The sequence below is a fragment of the Croceivirga radicis genome (genome assembly GCF_002072105.2).
GTDB classification, from domain to species: domain Bacteria; phylum Bacteroidota; class Bacteroidia; order Flavobacteriales; family Flavobacteriaceae; genus Croceivirga; species Croceivirga radicis.
Genome location: NZ_MTBC01000001.1, coordinates 563,020 through 578,439 on the forward strand (window position 1 = coordinate 563,020; position 15,420 = coordinate 578,439).

Sequence of the window (15,420 nt, forward strand, 5' to 3'; positions counted from 1 at the left end):
AGAATAGGAAGTTTCTATATAAGAATGTAATAACCTATCTTTGCGCCCGAAAAAATAGCGTTCTCGTTCCGTTAGGAATTGAATTAATTGAAATACTGAAGTAATGTCAAAAGTTACAGGAAAAGTTGCCCAAATTATTGGCCCGGTTATCGATGTGGAGTTCGAATCGGGAACAGAAATTCCAAAAATCTACGATTCATTAGAAGTAAAACGTTCTAATGGCTCCGTGTTGGTTTTGGAAGTACAATCTCACATTGGTGAAAATACAGTAAGAACCATCTCCATGGATTCTACAGATGGTTTAAGCCGTGGTGTGGAAGTGGTTGCTACTGGTAGTGCCATTCAAATGCCAATTGGTGAGGATGTTTACGGTCGACTATTCAATGTAATTGGAGAGCCAATTGATGGTCTTCAAGATTTGCCAAAAAGTGGTGATAATGGTCTTCCAATTCACCGTGAGGCCCCTAAGTTTGAAGATTTATCTACTTCTACCGAGGTTTTATTTACAGGTATCAAAGTAATCGATTTAATTGAGCCTTATGCAAAAGGTGGTAAAATTGGATTGTTTGGTGGTGCTGGTGTTGGTAAAACCGTATTAATTCAAGAGTTAATCAACAACATTGCTAAAGGGCATGGTGGTCTTTCTGTTTTTGCCGGTGTAGGTGAACGTACAAGAGAAGGTAACGACCTTTTAAGAGAGATGTTGGAGTCCGGTATTATTAAATACGGAGACGATTTCTTGCATTCTATGGAAGAAGGCGGATGGGATTTGACTAAGGTGGATAAAGAAGCTATGAAAGAATCTAAGGCTACTTTCGTATTTGGTCAAATGAACGAACCGCCTGGTGCACGTGCTCGTGTGGCACTTTCTGGTCTTACTATTGCAGAGTACTTCCGTGATGGAGCTGGTGATGGTCAAGGTAAAGACGTACTTTTCTTCGTAGATAATATTTTCCGTTTTACCCAAGCTGGTTCAGAAGTATCCGCACTTTTAGGTAGGATGCCATCCGCGGTAGGTTACCAACCAACTTTAGCAACAGAGATGGGTGCTATGCAAGAGCGTATTACTTCAACAAAAAGAGGTTCTATTACTTCTGTGCAGGCGGTTTACGTACCTGCGGATGATTTAACGGATCCCGCGCCTGCAACTACATTTGCTCACTTAGATGCAACTACAGTACTTTCTAGAAAAATTGCTGAGTTGGGTATCTATCCTGCGGTAGATCCTCTTGATTCTACTTCAAGAATTCTTACTCCAGAAATTTTAGGTAAAGACCATTACGGTTGTGCACAAAGAGTAAAAGAGTTGTTGCAGCGTTATAAAGAATTACAAGATATCATTGCTATCCTTGGTATGGAAGAACTTTCAGAGGAGGATAAGTTGGCCGTAGGTAGGGCAAGACGTGTTCAACGTTTCTTATCGCAGCCTTTCCATGTAGCGGAGCAGTTTACGGGTATTCCTGGTGTATTGGTAGATATTAAGGATACCATAAAAGGCTTTAACATGATTATGGATGGTGAGTTAGACCATTTGCCAGAATCTGCTTTTAACCTTAAGGGTACCATTGAAGAAGCTATAGAGGCTGGTGAAAAAATGTTGGCAGAGGCTTAATATTTGAGGTGCGGCTTAAATGGGTTAGATTGTGTTATTTAAGGTTTAACCTACCTAAGCTTACTTCTAACTTTTAATAGATAATAGATGTATTTAGAAATAGTATCTCCAGAGGCCACTTTGTTTTCGGGCGATGTTACTTCGGTAACGGTTCCAGGAATTAATGGTGAGTTTCAAATGTTGGCAAATCACGCACCTATTGTATCGCTATTGCAAGAAGGAGACGTGAAAATTCAAGGAAACATAGAAATTGCCAAAGCGTTTAAGGATAAGTTTTTAAAGGCAAGTAATGGAGATGTGGTTTTACCTATAAAAAGTGGAACCATAGAAATGAAGGACAACAAAGTTATTGTATTGGCAGATTAATTATAAATACAAACAATATATATAAGGCCCAACTATACATTAGTTGGGCTTTTTATTTTAATGCTATTAAAGACCACTCTTTATCATCTGCAATATACTTGGCTATCTCAACAAACCCAATGGCTTTATGTGCTTTCATAGACCTGGAATTTCTATAGTCTACTTCGGTTATTATACAGGCCAAACCTTTGGGTAGAAATTGTTTCATGGCGTTGTATAACCCTCTAAATATACCTTTACCACGATGTGCTTTAGCTATGCATATTTGGCCCATGGCCATATAATTGGCATCAGGGAAATACTTTTCTATCTCTATGAACATTGGCTTTAAAATAGCTATCTCATTCTTAAACTTAGGATGCATGGATAAGGCGTAACCAACTACCTCAGTATCTATTTTCGCTATAGTGTGCGGGTGTTCACTATTCAATAATTTTAATTCTTCCAGCGTATGTTCTACCGTAACAAATCCTTGTTCGGCAGCTTCTTCTACAGCTATATTCTTGGCTAAATTATTTTGTTGTAACGCTTTAATTTGAAATATTTCGTCCTCGCTGCTTACTTGGGTGTAGTGTATCATAATCTAAAATACGTTCTAAATTTCATATTAAACAACTATAAATTGTAAAGAATAATCCATTTAAATTGTCGTAGATTAAACTTATAAAATTGGTTTCAAAATTTTGATTGTCAATTAGTTCTTAAACATCATATTATTGTATTTTTCAAAAACAAATTCAGCCTTTGTGTTGAATGTAGTTTAATTTTTATACAATTTGGATGGCTAAAGAGTTGGTTACACTTGGTAGTTTTGAGTTTTTATCAGACGTGCAGGTAATTAAAGGTAAATTGGAGTCTGAAGGCATTTCGGTTTTTTTAAAAGACGCAAACACAGTAGGTATAGAACCGTTTGCCTCTAATGCCATTGGTGGAATAAAACTTCAAGTACACCCTGTAGATGAAGAACGGGCAAGGGAAATCTATGACGAAGTACGTTCTTATGCACAAGACCAAGAAGGAAACCTAATAACATGTCCTAATTGTAAGCGACAAAAATCTGAAGTCTATTACTCTAGAAACACTTTAATGCATAAACTCTTTCCTTTTTTAGAACCTAAAAAGTATCGTTGTTTGCATTGTAAGTTTATTAGAAGGGCTCAATAAATAGATTTTTGTAACAAAATGAATCTTTTTAATACCAATAGCTATAAGAGATGCTTTACAAGCAGTAGAGCGTTATACTTTGGCTTTACCGTAAATCAAATTATCGATTTAAATAAAATGTCTGGATAAGCGTTAATATTCTTATCTTGAATTAACCAACTAAACTAACTGTTATGGAAGAATGGTTTACCACACTTACCGTGTTCGAAAAAGTGTATTGGATAGTAGCCGTTATTGGTTCTATTTTCCTTTTGTTCTTAGTATTTACAACGCTATTGGGTGGTGATGTAGAAGACGCTGGCGATGTAGATGCAGACATTGATGCAGACACGGGCATTGGATTTCAATTTTTATCCTTTAAAAACCTGGTAGGTTTCTTTACTATTTTCGGATGGTCTGGAATCGCATGTTTGGACAATGGTTTGGCTACAGGTATTACCATAGTCATATCCGTTATATGTGGTCTTTTGATGATGTTGGCAATGGCGAGCCTTTTTTACTATTTAGGAAAGATGCAAAGTAGTGGAACGTTACAACTTAAAAACGCTGTAGACCAGATAGGAGAAGTTTACCTCACCATAGGAGCAAAAAGAAGTAGAATTGGTAAGGTGAGCGTAAACGTACAAGGTACATTAAGGGAATTACAGGCCTTAACCGATGAAGATCATGATTTAGTACAGGGCAACGTAGTAAAAGTAAAAGACGTAACAGATACTGGAATATTAATTGTTAACCTTTTAAACCAATAAAATGATTACACTACCATTACAATTAGGCGGAGGGGCCACCTTATTGGCCATTGGCTTTGCCATTCTTTTTATGTTTATAATCATTATATCGTTTATACGGCGGTATAAAAGATGTCCATCTGACCGTATACTTGTGGTTTATGGCAAGGTGGGTTCTGGTAACTCCGCAAAATGTATTCATGGTGGCGCGGCCTTTGTTTGGCCCGTAATCCAAGATTATGAATATTTAGATTTAACACCCATATCTATAGAAGTAGATTTAAAAAATGCTTTAAGTAAGCAGAACATTAGGGTTAACGTACCATCTAGGTTTACTATTGGTATTTCTACAGAACCAGGTGTTATGCAAAATGCAGCAGAACGTTTATTGGGTCTTGGTTTGCCAGAGGTACAAGATTTGGCTAAAGAGATAATATTTGGGCAACTGCGTTTGGTGGTGGCTTCTATGGATATTGAAGAAATTAACTCTGATAGGGATAAATTTTTGACCAACATTTCGCAAAGTGTAGAATCTGAGCTTAAAAAAGTTGGTCTAAAATTGATAAACGTAAATATTACGGACATCGTAGACGAATCTGGCTATATTGAAGCTTTAGGAAAAGAAGCCGCTGCACACGCCATTAACGCCGCAAGAAAGTCCGTAGCAGAAAAGAACAGAGACGGATCTATTGGAGAGGCCAATGCCAAACAAGATGAACGTACCCAAGTAGCCGCGGCCAATGCTAAAGCCGTAGAAGGTGAAAACGTTGCAAAGATAGATGTTGCCAATTCAGATTCCTTAAGAAGGCAACGAGAGGCAGAAGCAGAACGCACGGCAATTGCTTCTGAAAAAGTACAAGCAGCAAAAGCTTTAGAAGAGTCTTATGCCGCAGAGAAAGATGCAGAAATTGCTAGGGCAGAGCGCGAAAGAAGCTCTCAAATGGCAGATATTGTTGTGCCAGCACAAATTGATAAGCAAAAAGTAGAAATTGAAGCAGAAGCAGAGGCAGAACGCATTAGAAGAAAAGCCAAAGGTGAAGCAGATGCAATTTTATTTAAAGCCCAAGCCGAAGCAAAAGGTATGTTCGAGGTATTGACCAAACAAGCACAAGGTTTAGACGAAATTGTAAAAGCGGCGGGCAACAATCCTAAAGATGCGGTATTGCTACTAATTGCGGACAAACTACCAGAATTGGTAGAAAAACAAGCCGAAGCTATCAAAAACATCAAAATAGATAAGGTTACTGTCTGGGATTCTGGAAATAGTGAAGACGGTAAAAATTCTACCGCCAACTTTATTTCGGGTATGTATAAATCCGTTCCGCCGTTGCAAGAAATGTTTAACATGGCTGGTATGGAGTTGCCAGAATATTTAAAAGGCAAAGATAAAGTTGCTGGCGAACCTTTAGCAGACCAATCAGAAAAACAAAAACCCACAGAAGAATAGTTAATTATTCAAAAAAGAGACCATTTACCTGTGGTCTCTTTTTATTTTATGGAGCTGTAAGTTTTATATATGCCTCTTTTAAAGCTTTAACTACAATCAATAGCTCCTCTTCGTTTAAATGGCCATATCCAAAACGTATAGCGCAATTAGTTTTATCTTGATAAAGGATGGTTTTTGGTAAAAATAACTCATGTTTTTCCGCCTCTTCCGCAAGTTTAATCAAAGAAATAGATTTTTTAAACCTAAGCCATATGGCTAGACCACCAGAAGGTATTTTCCATTCTAGAATTCCGTCAAAATATTTGTCTAACTGGTGGCAAAGCAAATCTCTTCGCTGCTTGTAGGTGACTATATTCTTTTTCTTTAGACGATATATTTCGCCTTCAGCAATGAGCTCGGAAAGCATCTGCTCCTGTATAAGGTCACCTTGGGTATCCAATAGCTGCAAATAATTTTTAGCTTCGGTTATCACCTGTTCCGGAGCCACTACAAATCCAGTATGAAAACTTGGAAATAGCGATTGTCCTAATTTTCCCAAATAAATAATGTTTCCATTGGCATCTGCGCTTGCCATGGGCAGCATGGAAGAACCGTCAAACTGAAAGTCATGGTCAAAATCGTCTTCTATTACTGCAAAACCAAGGTTTTTTGCTAGCGCTAATAATTGCAATCTTCTTTTGGTGCTTAGCGTAGTTGTTGTTGGGTAATGCCTATTGGAGCAAACATAGATGCAGCGAATTTTTTGATTAGCGTAGTGTTCTAAGATATAGTTTACATCTAGGCCTTCATCGTCTACAGGTACTGTTTTTATTTTTGCCACAGCTTGCTGAAAAATCATATTGGCTACGTAATTACTTAGCGTACCAACAAGTACTAAATCACCCGGATTTATCAGAACCCTAGAAACAATATAAAGGCTCATCTCTGTGCTACGGGTATTTAATAAGTTGGTTGGTTTTATATGAAATCCCCTAGTAGCGTTCAAGTAATTACACAATTGCGTGCTAAAAACGGAAGGTATTAATACGCTGGTTCTGTTCCATTTATTTATGAGTGGTTTACGTTTCATGGCAGCACTGTACCATCTAGAAAATTGGTGTACTGGATGCAATCTTAAATCCGGTTTACCATCGCTTATACTATATTTTGCCGTACTCTCCTCTTTGGTAGAAGCTAAGTTGAAAGATTGTTGAAATGGAAAGCCTGGCGCTTTTGGATATTCATAAACATCATTTATATGCTGTGTGGTTGCCTTTATTTTTTGGGTAGAATCTTCTGGAAATACAACAAAGGTGCCTTTATTGGGCACAATACTAACCCACCCTTGGGAAGCTAATTCATCATATATAGCAACGGCAGTATTACGGTGTACGTTCAATAATTCGCTAAGGCCTCTGGTTCCAGGCAACTTACTACCCTTTTCCAAATAACCACGTTGTATGGCATTCATGATTTGTTGTGCCACTTGTACATAGACCGGTTGCACAAGAGACTTGTCTATAAATATAAGCTGACCTAATAAATCTAATACCGGACTATTCATAGTTTTAAAACTGGACTAGTTTAATCGTCCGGAAAGTTAGGACTTTTGTAGGATTAAATTAAATGACTTAAAAACTTACGTTACAAGCTTAAAAAATGAAAAAATCAATTTTATTATCAGCGATTTTACTTACAGGTGCTTATCACGTTAAAGCACAACAAGATGATGCTGTGGCAAAGGTAGATTCGCTGAGCGAAGTTGTAGTTACGGCAAATAGAATTAACCTGCCATTTAAAGAAAATTCTAGGACAATTAATATCGTTACAGCAAATGATATTAAAAATAGTGCGGCGGTAAATGTGGCAGATTTGTTACAGCAAGTTGCAGGGGTAGATATTAGAAGACGCGGTACCGGTGGTAGCCAGGCAGATTTGTACATAAGAGGTGGCGGTTTTGATCAAACCCTGTTGCTGATAGATGGGGTAAAAATGGACGATGCGCAAACCGGTCATCATACCATGAATGCAGCTTTACCTTTAGAGGTAATAGAAAGAATTGAAATAATAAAGGGACCTGCAGCTCGTGTTTTTGGACAGAATGCCTTTGCAGGGGCCATCAACATCATTACTAAAAAGAACTTGAATAACTCGGTATCTCTAAATGTAGAGGCCGGTTCTTTTGGTCAATTAAACGGTAGCGTAACTGCTGGCGTGGATAAAGAAAATTCTTCTCATATAATACACGTAGGTAGGGTTACTTCTGCTGGTTATAGGAATAATTCTGATTATGATAACGGTAATTATTATTTGAAAAGCATTTTTAATAAAAACGCTCAGCCTATAGAAATGACAGCTACTTTCTTGGAGCGTAATTTTGGAGCTGAGAATTTTTATACCACTAACCCTACCTTTAATGAGTATGAAGAAACTCAAAATAGCTTGCTGGCATTCGCTACCACCTTTCAGGGAGACAAACTTAAAATACAGCCAAGAGTATATTGGAAACGCAACCAAGATATGTTCTTGCTAAGGAGAAATGAACCAGGTTTTTACAGAAACATGCATATTTCCAATAAAATTGGGGTAGAAACCAATGCCTCTTATGCTTCTAAATTGGGGATTACCGGATTTGGCTTAGAGTTATCCAAAATCTATTTAAGAAGTAATAACTTGGGTAATAGAAATCGATTCTTGTCCAATGTGTTCTTAGAGCACCGTTTTAGTATTGCGAACAATAAGTTAGATATTACCCCTGGGGTGGCATTAACCTACTTTTCTGATTTTAAGTTTAAAGCATTTCCTGGTTTGGACATAGGTTATAGCCTAACCAATAATTTTAAGGTATATGGTAACATTGGGTATACCTACCGTATACCAACCTACACAGATTTGTTCTATAATGACCCTGTTACTAGTGGTAATGCAGAATTAGAACCAGAAGAAGCCTTTGCTCAAGAATTGGGGTTAAAGTATACTTCTGCTAAGTTTAATGCTAGTGTTGCAGTATTTAATAGAGACGCAGATAATCTTATAGATTATATTAGAAACGATGTTTCTGAAGATGTCTTTACAGCCACAAATATTACTGAAGTAAACACAAAAGGTTTGGAAATAGATGCAGCCTATAATTTTATGTTTAAAGAATTTGTGCAGACATTAAGTGTTGGTTACGCCTATTTAGATGATAATATTTTGGACCAAAATGAAGCCTTGTCTCGTTATTCGCTAAACACCTTAAAACATCAATATACTACCCGTTTAAGTACCCAATTGTTTAAAAACGTACGCCAAAATATTGTATACAAGTATGCAGAACGTACTACGGGGCAAACGTATAATGTTTGGGATGCATCTTTAGCTATTAAAGTAAAACAGGCAGAATTCACGGTTACCGCAGGTAACATATTTGATGCAGATTATATTGAGTCAGGTTTTGTACCTATGCCGCCTAGCAACGTATTATTTGGTTTACGCTATAGCTTTAAATAAGCTAATACCATTCTTTTGAATTAAAACGTATAGATTTTGTTAGAAGTTAGACACAACTGGACCAAGGAAGATATTTTGGAAATTTACAATAAACCCATGATGGATTTGTTGTACCAAGCTGCTAGTATACATAGGCAGCATCACGACTCAAATACGGTCCAGGTGTCTACTTTGTTATCCATTAAAACTGGCGGTTGTCCAGAAGATTGCGGTTATTGCCCGCAAGCAGCACGTTACCATACTGCAATAGAAGGCAACGACTTAATGAGTGTAAACCAGGTTAAAGCGCAAGCATTAAGAGCAAAAGCATCTGGTAGCTCAAGAGTCTGCATGGGTGCCGCATGGCGCAATGTAAAAGACGGCCCAGAGTTTGACCAAGTGTTAGAGATGGTGCGTACCATTAACAAACTAGATATGGAGGTTTGTTGTACTTTGGGTATGCTTACAGAAAACCAAGCCCAACGTTTGGCAGAAGCAGGTTTATATGCCTATAACCATAACTTAGACACATCAGAAGAATATTACAAAGAAGTAATATCTACTCGTGGATTTGAAGACCGCTTAGAAACCATTGATAACGTAAGGAAAACCAATGTTACTGTTTGTTCTGGCGGAATCATTGGTATGGGAGAAAAAGTAGAAGACCGTGCAGGAATGTTAGTCGCACTTTCTACTCTTGACCCACAACCAGAATCTGTGCCAATTAATGCCCTAGTTTCCGTAGATGGAACTCCTATGGAAAATGAGAAGCCTGTAGAAATTTGGGAAATGATACGTATGGTAGCTACTACGCGTATTGTGATGCCAAAAACCCAGGTTCGTTTATCTGCTGGTAGAACAAGTATGAGCAGAGAGGGGCAGGCCATGTGTTTCTTTGCTGGTGCCAATAGCATATTTGCAGGAGATAAACTTTTAACTACACCAAATCCGGATGTTAATGAGGATATGGAAATGTTTAAAACCTTAGGTTTAATTCCGCAGAAACCCTTTGTAAAAGGAGCGCAGCCTAAGACAGTAGCGGCAGAAGATTCACAATTTGAAGCCATGGGCGAAAAACCTAAATGGAGCAGACCAGGGCATAAAATTGACCGTAATGAAGCCGCAAAGGAGAAAGCAAAAGTCCTTACTAAAAGTTAAGAAAAGGTTACCTACCCCATCATTTTACTATTTTTGTAGATTAAATTAGTTTTAGATTGAAATTGAATCTACAGCAAATTCCAAGAGTAAAAACCTTGACAAAGGAGGCTTTTCTACGCGATTATTTTAGACCCCAAAGACCTGTGGTTATAGAAGAAATGATTGCAGATTGGCCAGCCTACAGTAAATGGAATTTGGACTACATGAAACAAGTGGCAGGGGATATTGAAGTTCCTTTGTATGATGATAGACCCGTAAAGCACGATGAAGGTTTTAATGAACCACATGCGAAAATGAAAATGGCCGCTTATGTGGATTTACTGAAAAAAGAACCTACCAAATACCGAATTTTTCTGTGGAATATTCTTAAAGAAGTGCCACAACTGCAAAAAGATTTTAGTTTTCCAGACTTTGGAATTAGATTAATGAAAGGCCTGCCAATGCTTTTTTTCGGTGGAAAGGACTCGTATACCTTTATGCATTACGATATTGATTTGGCCAATATTTTTCATTTTCATTTTGAAGGTAAAAAAGAGTGCATACTTTTTTCGCAGTCCGAAACCAAACATTTATACAAAGTGCCCCACTCGTTAATTACTAGAGAGGATATAGATTTTTCCAATCCAGATTTTAGCCAATGGCCAGCATTAAAAAATGCAAAAGGCTATATTACCCAATTAGAACATGGTAACGTGCTGTACATTCCAGAAGGCTACTGGCACTACATGCGGTATATTACACCAGGTTTTAGTATGAGTTTGCGTGCCATTGCCAGAAAACCTAAAAATTTTGCAAAAGCCCTTTATAATATTTTTCTGATGCGTCATTTTGATAATGCCATGCGTAAATGGAAGGGCCAAGCTTGGATAGACTATAAAAACCAACAGGCAGTGGTAAGAACCAATGCCCGTTAGTTCTGGGTTGGTCTGTGGTTATTCGTATTTTAAATGTGCTACTAAATCTATTTTTAGTGCCTTTAGTGCTTGTATTAAAATTACGGCTAAGGTTAGGGTTAACATAAGTGCCATGGTAATTGCAAAAGGTGCCAAGGGCACATTAATTCGGTAGGCAAAATCTTCTAGCCACCTATCTGCCAACAAATAAGAAATAGGTAAGGCAATGCACAATGCTATTACTGCAATTAATATAAATTCTTTAATCAAGCTTAAAATCAATGTTTTTTCAGATGCTCCCAATGTTTTACGGATGGCCACTTCTTTGTAGCGTTGTTGCACACTATGAGATGCAATAGCAAACAACCCTAAAAGCGAAATGAATATCATTAAGAACGATAAAATGGTCACCAAGGTTTCTAAGCGCTTTTGTTTTGCGAATGTCTTGGCAAAATTTTGGTCTAAAAACTCGTATTTAAATGGAAATCTAGGTTCAATACTTTGGGTCCAAAAATCCTCAATGCTTGCTACGGTTTCGGTAATGGCAGTGCCATTTAATCTTACCATTAAATGGGTTGGTTTGCCCCAATCTCCGGTTTCCCCTTTTAAATAGGGCATATACAGGGCAGGGTATGCTCCTTGGTCAAAACCCTTGGCAATATAATTGTCTACAACGCCAATGATAGTGCCTTTATACCCCCAATATTCTACTTGTTTGCCTATGGGGTTTTTAAATTGAAAGTTAGAAACCAATTTTTGGTTTACAATAATCTCATTTGCGTAAATGGTATCCCCATCATTATCCAAGAATACTTGAGAGGTGTCAACATCCATCCAATCTTTGGTAAAGTTTTTACCCTTATTCAGTTTTATACCCATGGTAGGTATAAAATCAGCATCAATAAAATGCATATCTGCTTGGAAACTCAGTTCTTGATAATCCACGTTAGAATTGGAGCCAAAACCGGCATAGGTGCCAGGAGGTCTAGTGGTAGTAGCTACGGCAGTAACACCGTCTATCTTTTTAAGTTCTTGTTTAAAAGTAGCCAACTTATTGTGGGTCTCTCCTGCATTTCTAATATTTATGATTAACATTTGTTCTTTGGTAAACCCCAAATCTCTGTTATTCATGTAATGCAATTGTGATTTGATTACAAATGCAGAAATAAGAAAGATGCCAGAAATGCAAAACTGAAATACAATCATGCCTCGCTTTAACTTTTGCCCACTTTTAGACCTACTAAAATTTCCTTTTAAAACTTTTACCGGATTAAATTGACTTAGGTAAATGCCTGGAAATAATCCGGAGATTAAAATTAAGATGGTGATTATACCAAAGCCCCACCACCATTTGTTGTATGCACTTAGCAACTCCAAATCAGTGCCCATTAAGGTATTAAAAGGAGGCAATACAATTTCTATTAATGCCAAGGATACCAATAAAGCAAAGGCACATTGCAGGGCAACCTCAAAAATAAATTGGGCTATAACTTTTAGTTTAGACGTTCCTAATGTTTTTCTAATGGCAACTTCTTTGGCACGTTTAGTGGCTCCAGAAATGCTTAAATTGATAAAATTGATGGCAGATATAACCAAAATAAGCAGTGCAAAAACAGCTAGAATGTAAAGCGTGTTGGCGCCTTTTCCCATTAAAGCCTTACCAAAGAGGTGTCTATCGGAAAGGTTTTCTATATACATGGCTTCTTCTTTTTGCTCCAAATATTGCTCGTAGGTTATACCCCAGGATTCGTAGGTGTTTTGGTCGTAGAATTCATCAAACTTTTTATTAAATGCGGCCACATCTACTCCCTTGTGCAACATAAAATAAGCATCGTAGTTAAAATTACCCCAGTGGTCATTGTTATCGGCATTTAAGTCCATTAATCGCAAAACTGGATATTTTTCATCACTTGGAAAACCATCTGTACTGTAGACAGCAGCAATAGTAAAATTGTAGGGTTCGTTACGGTATAGAGACGCTATGGTTTCTCCAACAGGATTTACATCACCAAATAATTCTCTAGAGAATTCTTCGCTTAATACCAATTGGCTATCGTCCTTAAAAAGATTTGTAGTATCCCCATATTTAATGGGATAAGGAAAAAATTTAAAGAAATTGGCAGTTGTGCGTTTGGCGCTAGAAATTACTTTTTTGCCATCATTGTTAAATAGAATGCCGCTATCATAATTCATCAATAACGCATCTTCTAGTTCTGGGAGTTGTTCAAGAGCAGTTTTAACCATAATGCGCGGTGCACTTTCCCAAACTTCACCATTGTCAAAAAGGCGTATAGGACGGTAGATACGGTCTAGGTTAGGATTCCATTTTTCATAACTCAGCTCTTTACTTACAAAAAGAAGTATAAGAACAAATGTGGTAACCCCAAGAACTAACCCTAGGGTGTTGATGATAGGATATAACGGACTTTTCTTAAGGTGCCTAGTGAAAATTTTTAACCAGGAATAGATCATGATTGTTCGTTTTTTGATGGATGATTAAACTATGGCTACTTGTCTTTGGTTCTCTTTTTCCATTAAGATATTGCCATCTTTTAGGGTTACGATTCGGTTACTAAAACTGGCGTCGTAACTAGAATGGGTTACCATTAAAATGGTAGAACCTTGGTGGTTAAGCTCAGACAACAACTCCATCACCTCATTGCCATTGGTGCTGTCTAGATTACCGGTTGGTTCATCTGCCAAAATTATTTTTGGGGTGGTCACCAATGCACGGGCAACGGCAACACGTTGTTGTTGCCCACCAGAGAGCTGTTGTGGATAATGTTTATTTCTATGTGCAATATTTAAACGCTCCATAACGGCGATTACTCGTTCTTTGCGTTCTTTTTTAGCAATATTGTTGTAAACAAGTGGCAATTCTATATTCTCATAGACATTAAGCTCGTCTATTAAATTAAAGTTCTGAAAAATGAAACCGATGTTTTCTTTCCGTACTTGGGCTCTGTCTTTTTCTTTTAGGCCATGCATTTCTTGTCCTAAAAATTGATAACTGCCGCTATCAAAAGAATCTAACAAGCCTATAACATTAAGTAAAGTAGATTTACCGCACCCAGACGGTCCCATAATGGCCATAAAATCGCCTTGGTTTACCTGTAAAGAAATTTGGTTCAAAGCAGTAGTTTCTACTTCTTCAGTACTATAGGTTTTTAAAAGTTGCTGTATAGTAATCATGCTAAAACGTTTAAAATTAGATTGATGATGAATTTTATTAACTGTATCATGGTTTTAATCTTCTAAGTATAGAATGTCTTTGTCTTTGTAATCGTTGTAAGAAGATGTTATTACCCTGTCTCCTGCTTGTAGGCCGTCTAAAACCTCATAAAAGTGTGCATTGACTTTACCAATGGTAATACTGCGTTTTACGGCTTTACTATCACTGGTAAGTACAAAAACAAATTGGCCGCCGCTCGAGGTATAAAAAGTGCCTTTAGGTAATAATAAAGCCGATTTTTCCTCTTTTGAAAGGTATAGTTTAACAGGAACTGTCATTCCTTGGTTTATACTCTTGGGCGCTTTTTCTTTAAAATTCAATTCTACTTGAAATTTGCCATTGACCACCTCTGCCACTACATTTTTTATGAATAAAGGGTATAGACTGTCGTTCAATTCCAAATGTGCCTCTTGCCCTTTGGCTACGTCATTAAAATAATACTCATCTGCTGCTAAAACTAACTTATAGCCATCTTGCATGTCTAATTTGCCAATAAGCTCACTTTTGTTATACGATTTTCCAAGGATGGGATTAAAAGAAGAAAGCAGCCCAGATGCCGGTGCCTTAACAATGAAATTTTCTTTGTTCTGTCTTAATTGTTCTAGACTTTCTTCCATTTTGGTAATGGATGCGTTTATCAAATGCAACTGATTGGCCCGGTCCTGTTGCTCCTTTTTAACATGGACCTTAATATTTTGCTGTTGTTTGGATTGAAAGCTATAGGTTTCTTGCGATTTTAAGTAGTCATTTTTACTAATAACACCTTTTCTATATAATGTGGTATCCATGCTATATTGGCGTTCTGCATTGTTGTAATTGTAGGTCATTTCTATTAAATCCCGATCCAATAGCATTTGCTGATTTTTTATGGCGATTCTGGTATTTCTTAGGTTGTTTATTTGTTCTATTATGGCTGTTTCTTGGGTAAGGTAGCCCAATTCTGCATTAGGGTTGTATAGCTCTAAAAGTAATTGCCCTTCTGTAACTATATCGCCATTTTGTGCATAGATTTTTTTTACAGAACCGCTTTCTATGGTATTTATTTGTAAGGTATTTAGTGGATGCACTTGTGCGTTAAATAAAGCCATATCTTCAAATAGACCTTTGGTTACCGTTTTAATACGTAACCGCTCTTTTTTAATCCTAACTTTTTGGTTAGCATCAAAAGCAGACCATAATGCAAAACCCAATAGCAAAAGAGGTAAGGCTATTAGGGCAATCTTTTTAGTAGGATTCTTCTTTTTTTCTATTTTTTGGTCCATGCTATTCATTTTCAGTGGTATGTAAGCTTATATCGTGCCATTAAAATATATATATGTAAGTAGCTGATAATCAATGAAAAATAATATTGAATAAATTTTAAACTGTTC

13 protein-coding genes are annotated in these 15,420 nt (G+C 37.2%); 8 read left to right on the plus strand and 5 right to left on the minus strand.

Going from position 1 to position 15,420, the window contains the following annotated elements:
• The first annotated feature begins 103 nt into the window (after positions 1-103).
• Together atpD and BUL40_RS02525 are read left to right on the plus strand one after the other, a co-directional pair.
• On the plus strand, positions 104-1,612 hold the full coding sequence (gene atpD / locus BUL40_RS02520) for a F0F1 ATP synthase subunit beta (protein WP_010516468.1): 1,509 nt from the start codon (positions 104-106) through the stop codon (positions 1,610-1,612).
• 87 nt (positions 1,613-1,699) lie between these two features.
• Positions 1,700-1,978, plus strand: coding sequence for a F0F1 ATP synthase subunit epsilon (locus BUL40_RS02525; protein ID WP_010516467.1), 279 nt, complete (start codon positions 1,700-1,702; stop codon positions 1,976-1,978).
• Between the two features lie 52 nt (positions 1,979-2,030).
• Here BUL40_RS02525 and BUL40_RS02530 read toward each other — a convergent pair whose 3' ends face one another.
• Positions 2,031-2,558 (minus strand): GNAT family N-acetyltransferase, encoded by a 528-nt coding sequence (locus BUL40_RS02530; protein WP_080317945.1) that lies wholly within the window; start codon positions 2,556-2,558, stop codon positions 2,031-2,033.
• 200 nt (positions 2,559-2,758) lie between these two features.
• Here BUL40_RS02530 and BUL40_RS02535 point away from each other — a divergent pair, with 200 nt between their 5' ends.
• The 3 genes from BUL40_RS02535 (at position 2,759) to BUL40_RS02545 (ending at position 5,317) form a co-directional block, all read left to right on the plus strand.
• Positions 2,759-3,142, plus strand: a complete 384-nt coding sequence (locus BUL40_RS02535; protein WP_080317946.1) for a putative signal transducing protein — start codon at positions 2,759-2,761, stop codon at positions 3,140-3,142.
• A gap of 173 nt (positions 3,143-3,315) precedes the next feature.
• Complete coding sequence (locus tag BUL40_RS02540; RefSeq protein WP_010516462.1) at positions 3,316-3,891, plus strand: hypothetical protein; 576 nt, start codon at positions 3,316-3,318, stop codon at positions 3,889-3,891.
• 1 nt (position 3,892) lies between these two features.
• Positions 3,893-5,317, plus strand: a complete 1,425-nt coding sequence (locus tag BUL40_RS02545; RefSeq protein WP_080317947.1) for a flotillin family protein — start codon at positions 3,893-3,895, stop codon at positions 5,315-5,317.
• 46 nt (positions 5,318-5,363) lie between these two features.
• On the opposite strand, the gene BUL40_RS02550 is transcribed toward BUL40_RS02545, so the two are convergent.
• The gene (locus tag BUL40_RS02550; RefSeq protein ID WP_080317948.1) at positions 5,364-6,860 is read right to left on the minus strand and encodes an aminotransferase-like domain-containing protein; all 1,497 of its coding nucleotides are present in this window, start codon (positions 6,858-6,860) and stop codon (positions 5,364-5,366) included.
• A gap of 95 nt (positions 6,861-6,955) precedes the next feature.
• Here BUL40_RS02550 and BUL40_RS02555 point away from each other — a divergent pair, with 95 nt between their 5' ends.
• The 3 genes from BUL40_RS02555 to BUL40_RS02565 are packed head-to-tail and all read left to right on the plus strand — an operon-like array spanning position 6,956 to position 10,839.
• Positions 6,956-8,788 carry a TonB-dependent receptor plug domain-containing protein gene (locus BUL40_RS02555; RefSeq protein WP_080317949.1) on the plus strand — a complete coding sequence of 611 codons (1,833 nt, stop codon included), beginning with the start codon at positions 6,956-6,958 and terminating at the stop codon, positions 8,786-8,788.
• Between the two features lie 36 nt (positions 8,789-8,824).
• Positions 8,825-9,925, plus strand: coding sequence for a biotin synthase BioB (gene bioB, locus BUL40_RS02560; RefSeq protein WP_080317950.1), 1,101 nt, complete (start codon positions 8,825-8,827; stop codon positions 9,923-9,925).
• A gap of 56 nt (positions 9,926-9,981) precedes the next feature.
• Positions 9,982-10,839: a cupin-like domain-containing protein gene (locus tag BUL40_RS02565; RefSeq protein ID WP_080317951.1), complete on the plus strand. Its 858-nt coding sequence runs from the start codon at positions 9,982-9,984 to the stop codon at positions 10,837-10,839.
• Between the two features lie 18 nt (positions 10,840-10,857).
• Here BUL40_RS02565 and BUL40_RS02570 read toward each other — a convergent pair whose 3' ends face one another.
• Genes BUL40_RS02570 through BUL40_RS02580 form a run of 3 tightly spaced genes read right to left on the minus strand, consistent with a single transcriptional unit; the run spans position 10,858 to position 15,312 of the window.
• Positions 10,858-13,290 carry an FtsX-like permease family protein gene (locus tag BUL40_RS02570; protein ID WP_080317952.1) on the minus strand — a complete coding sequence of 811 codons (2,433 nt, stop codon included), beginning with the start codon at positions 13,288-13,290 and terminating at the stop codon, positions 10,858-10,860.
• Between the two features lie 24 nt (positions 13,291-13,314).
• Positions 13,315-14,010, minus strand: coding sequence for an ABC transporter ATP-binding protein (locus tag BUL40_RS02575; protein ID WP_080317953.1), 696 nt, complete (start codon positions 14,008-14,010; stop codon positions 13,315-13,317).
• Positions 14,011-14,064: 54 nt separating this feature from the next.
• Positions 14,065-15,312: an efflux RND transporter periplasmic adaptor subunit gene (locus BUL40_RS02580; RefSeq protein ID WP_141239633.1), complete on the minus strand. Its 1,248-nt coding sequence runs from the start codon at positions 15,310-15,312 to the stop codon at positions 14,065-14,067.
• Positions 15,313-15,420: the final 108 nt, after the last annotated feature.

Excerpts from the sequence above, each read along its gene's own strand:
- BUL40_RS02550 (WP_080317948.1), bottom strand. The coding sequence starts at position 6,860 with ATGAATAGTCCGGTATTAGATTTATTAGGTCAGCTTATATTTATAGAC.
- BUL40_RS02575 (WP_080317953.1), bottom strand. The coding sequence starts at position 14,010 with ATGATTACTATACAGCAACTTTTAAAAACCTATAGTACTGAAGAAGTA.
- BUL40_RS02540 (WP_010516462.1), top strand. The coding sequence starts at position 3,316 with ATGGAAGAATGGTTTACCACACTTACCGTGTTCGAAAAAGTGTATTGG.
- BUL40_RS02530 (WP_080317945.1), bottom strand. The coding sequence starts at position 2,558 with ATGATACACTACACCCAAGTAAGCAGCGAGGACGAAATATTTCAAATT.
- BUL40_RS02580 (WP_141239633.1), bottom strand. The coding sequence starts at position 15,312 with ATGGACCAAAAAATAGAAAAAAAGAAGAATCCTACTAAAAAGATTGCC.
- BUL40_RS02545 (WP_080317947.1), top strand. The coding sequence starts at position 3,893 with ATGATTACACTACCATTACAATTAGGCGGAGGGGCCACCTTATTGGCC.
- BUL40_RS02555 (WP_080317949.1), top strand. The coding sequence starts at position 6,956 with ATGAAAAAATCAATTTTATTATCAGCGATTTTACTTACAGGTGCTTAT.
- BUL40_RS02535 (WP_080317946.1), top strand. The coding sequence starts at position 2,759 with ATGGCTAAAGAGTTGGTTACACTTGGTAGTTTTGAGTTTTTATCAGAC.
- BUL40_RS02570 (WP_080317952.1), bottom strand. The coding sequence starts at position 13,290 with ATGATCTATTCCTGGTTAAAAATTTTCACTAGGCACCTTAAGAAAAGT.
- BUL40_RS02525 (WP_010516467.1), top strand. The coding sequence starts at position 1,700 with ATGTATTTAGAAATAGTATCTCCAGAGGCCACTTTGTTTTCGGGCGAT.
- atpD (WP_010516468.1), top strand. The coding sequence starts at position 104 with ATGTCAAAAGTTACAGGAAAAGTTGCCCAAATTATTGGCCCGGTTATC.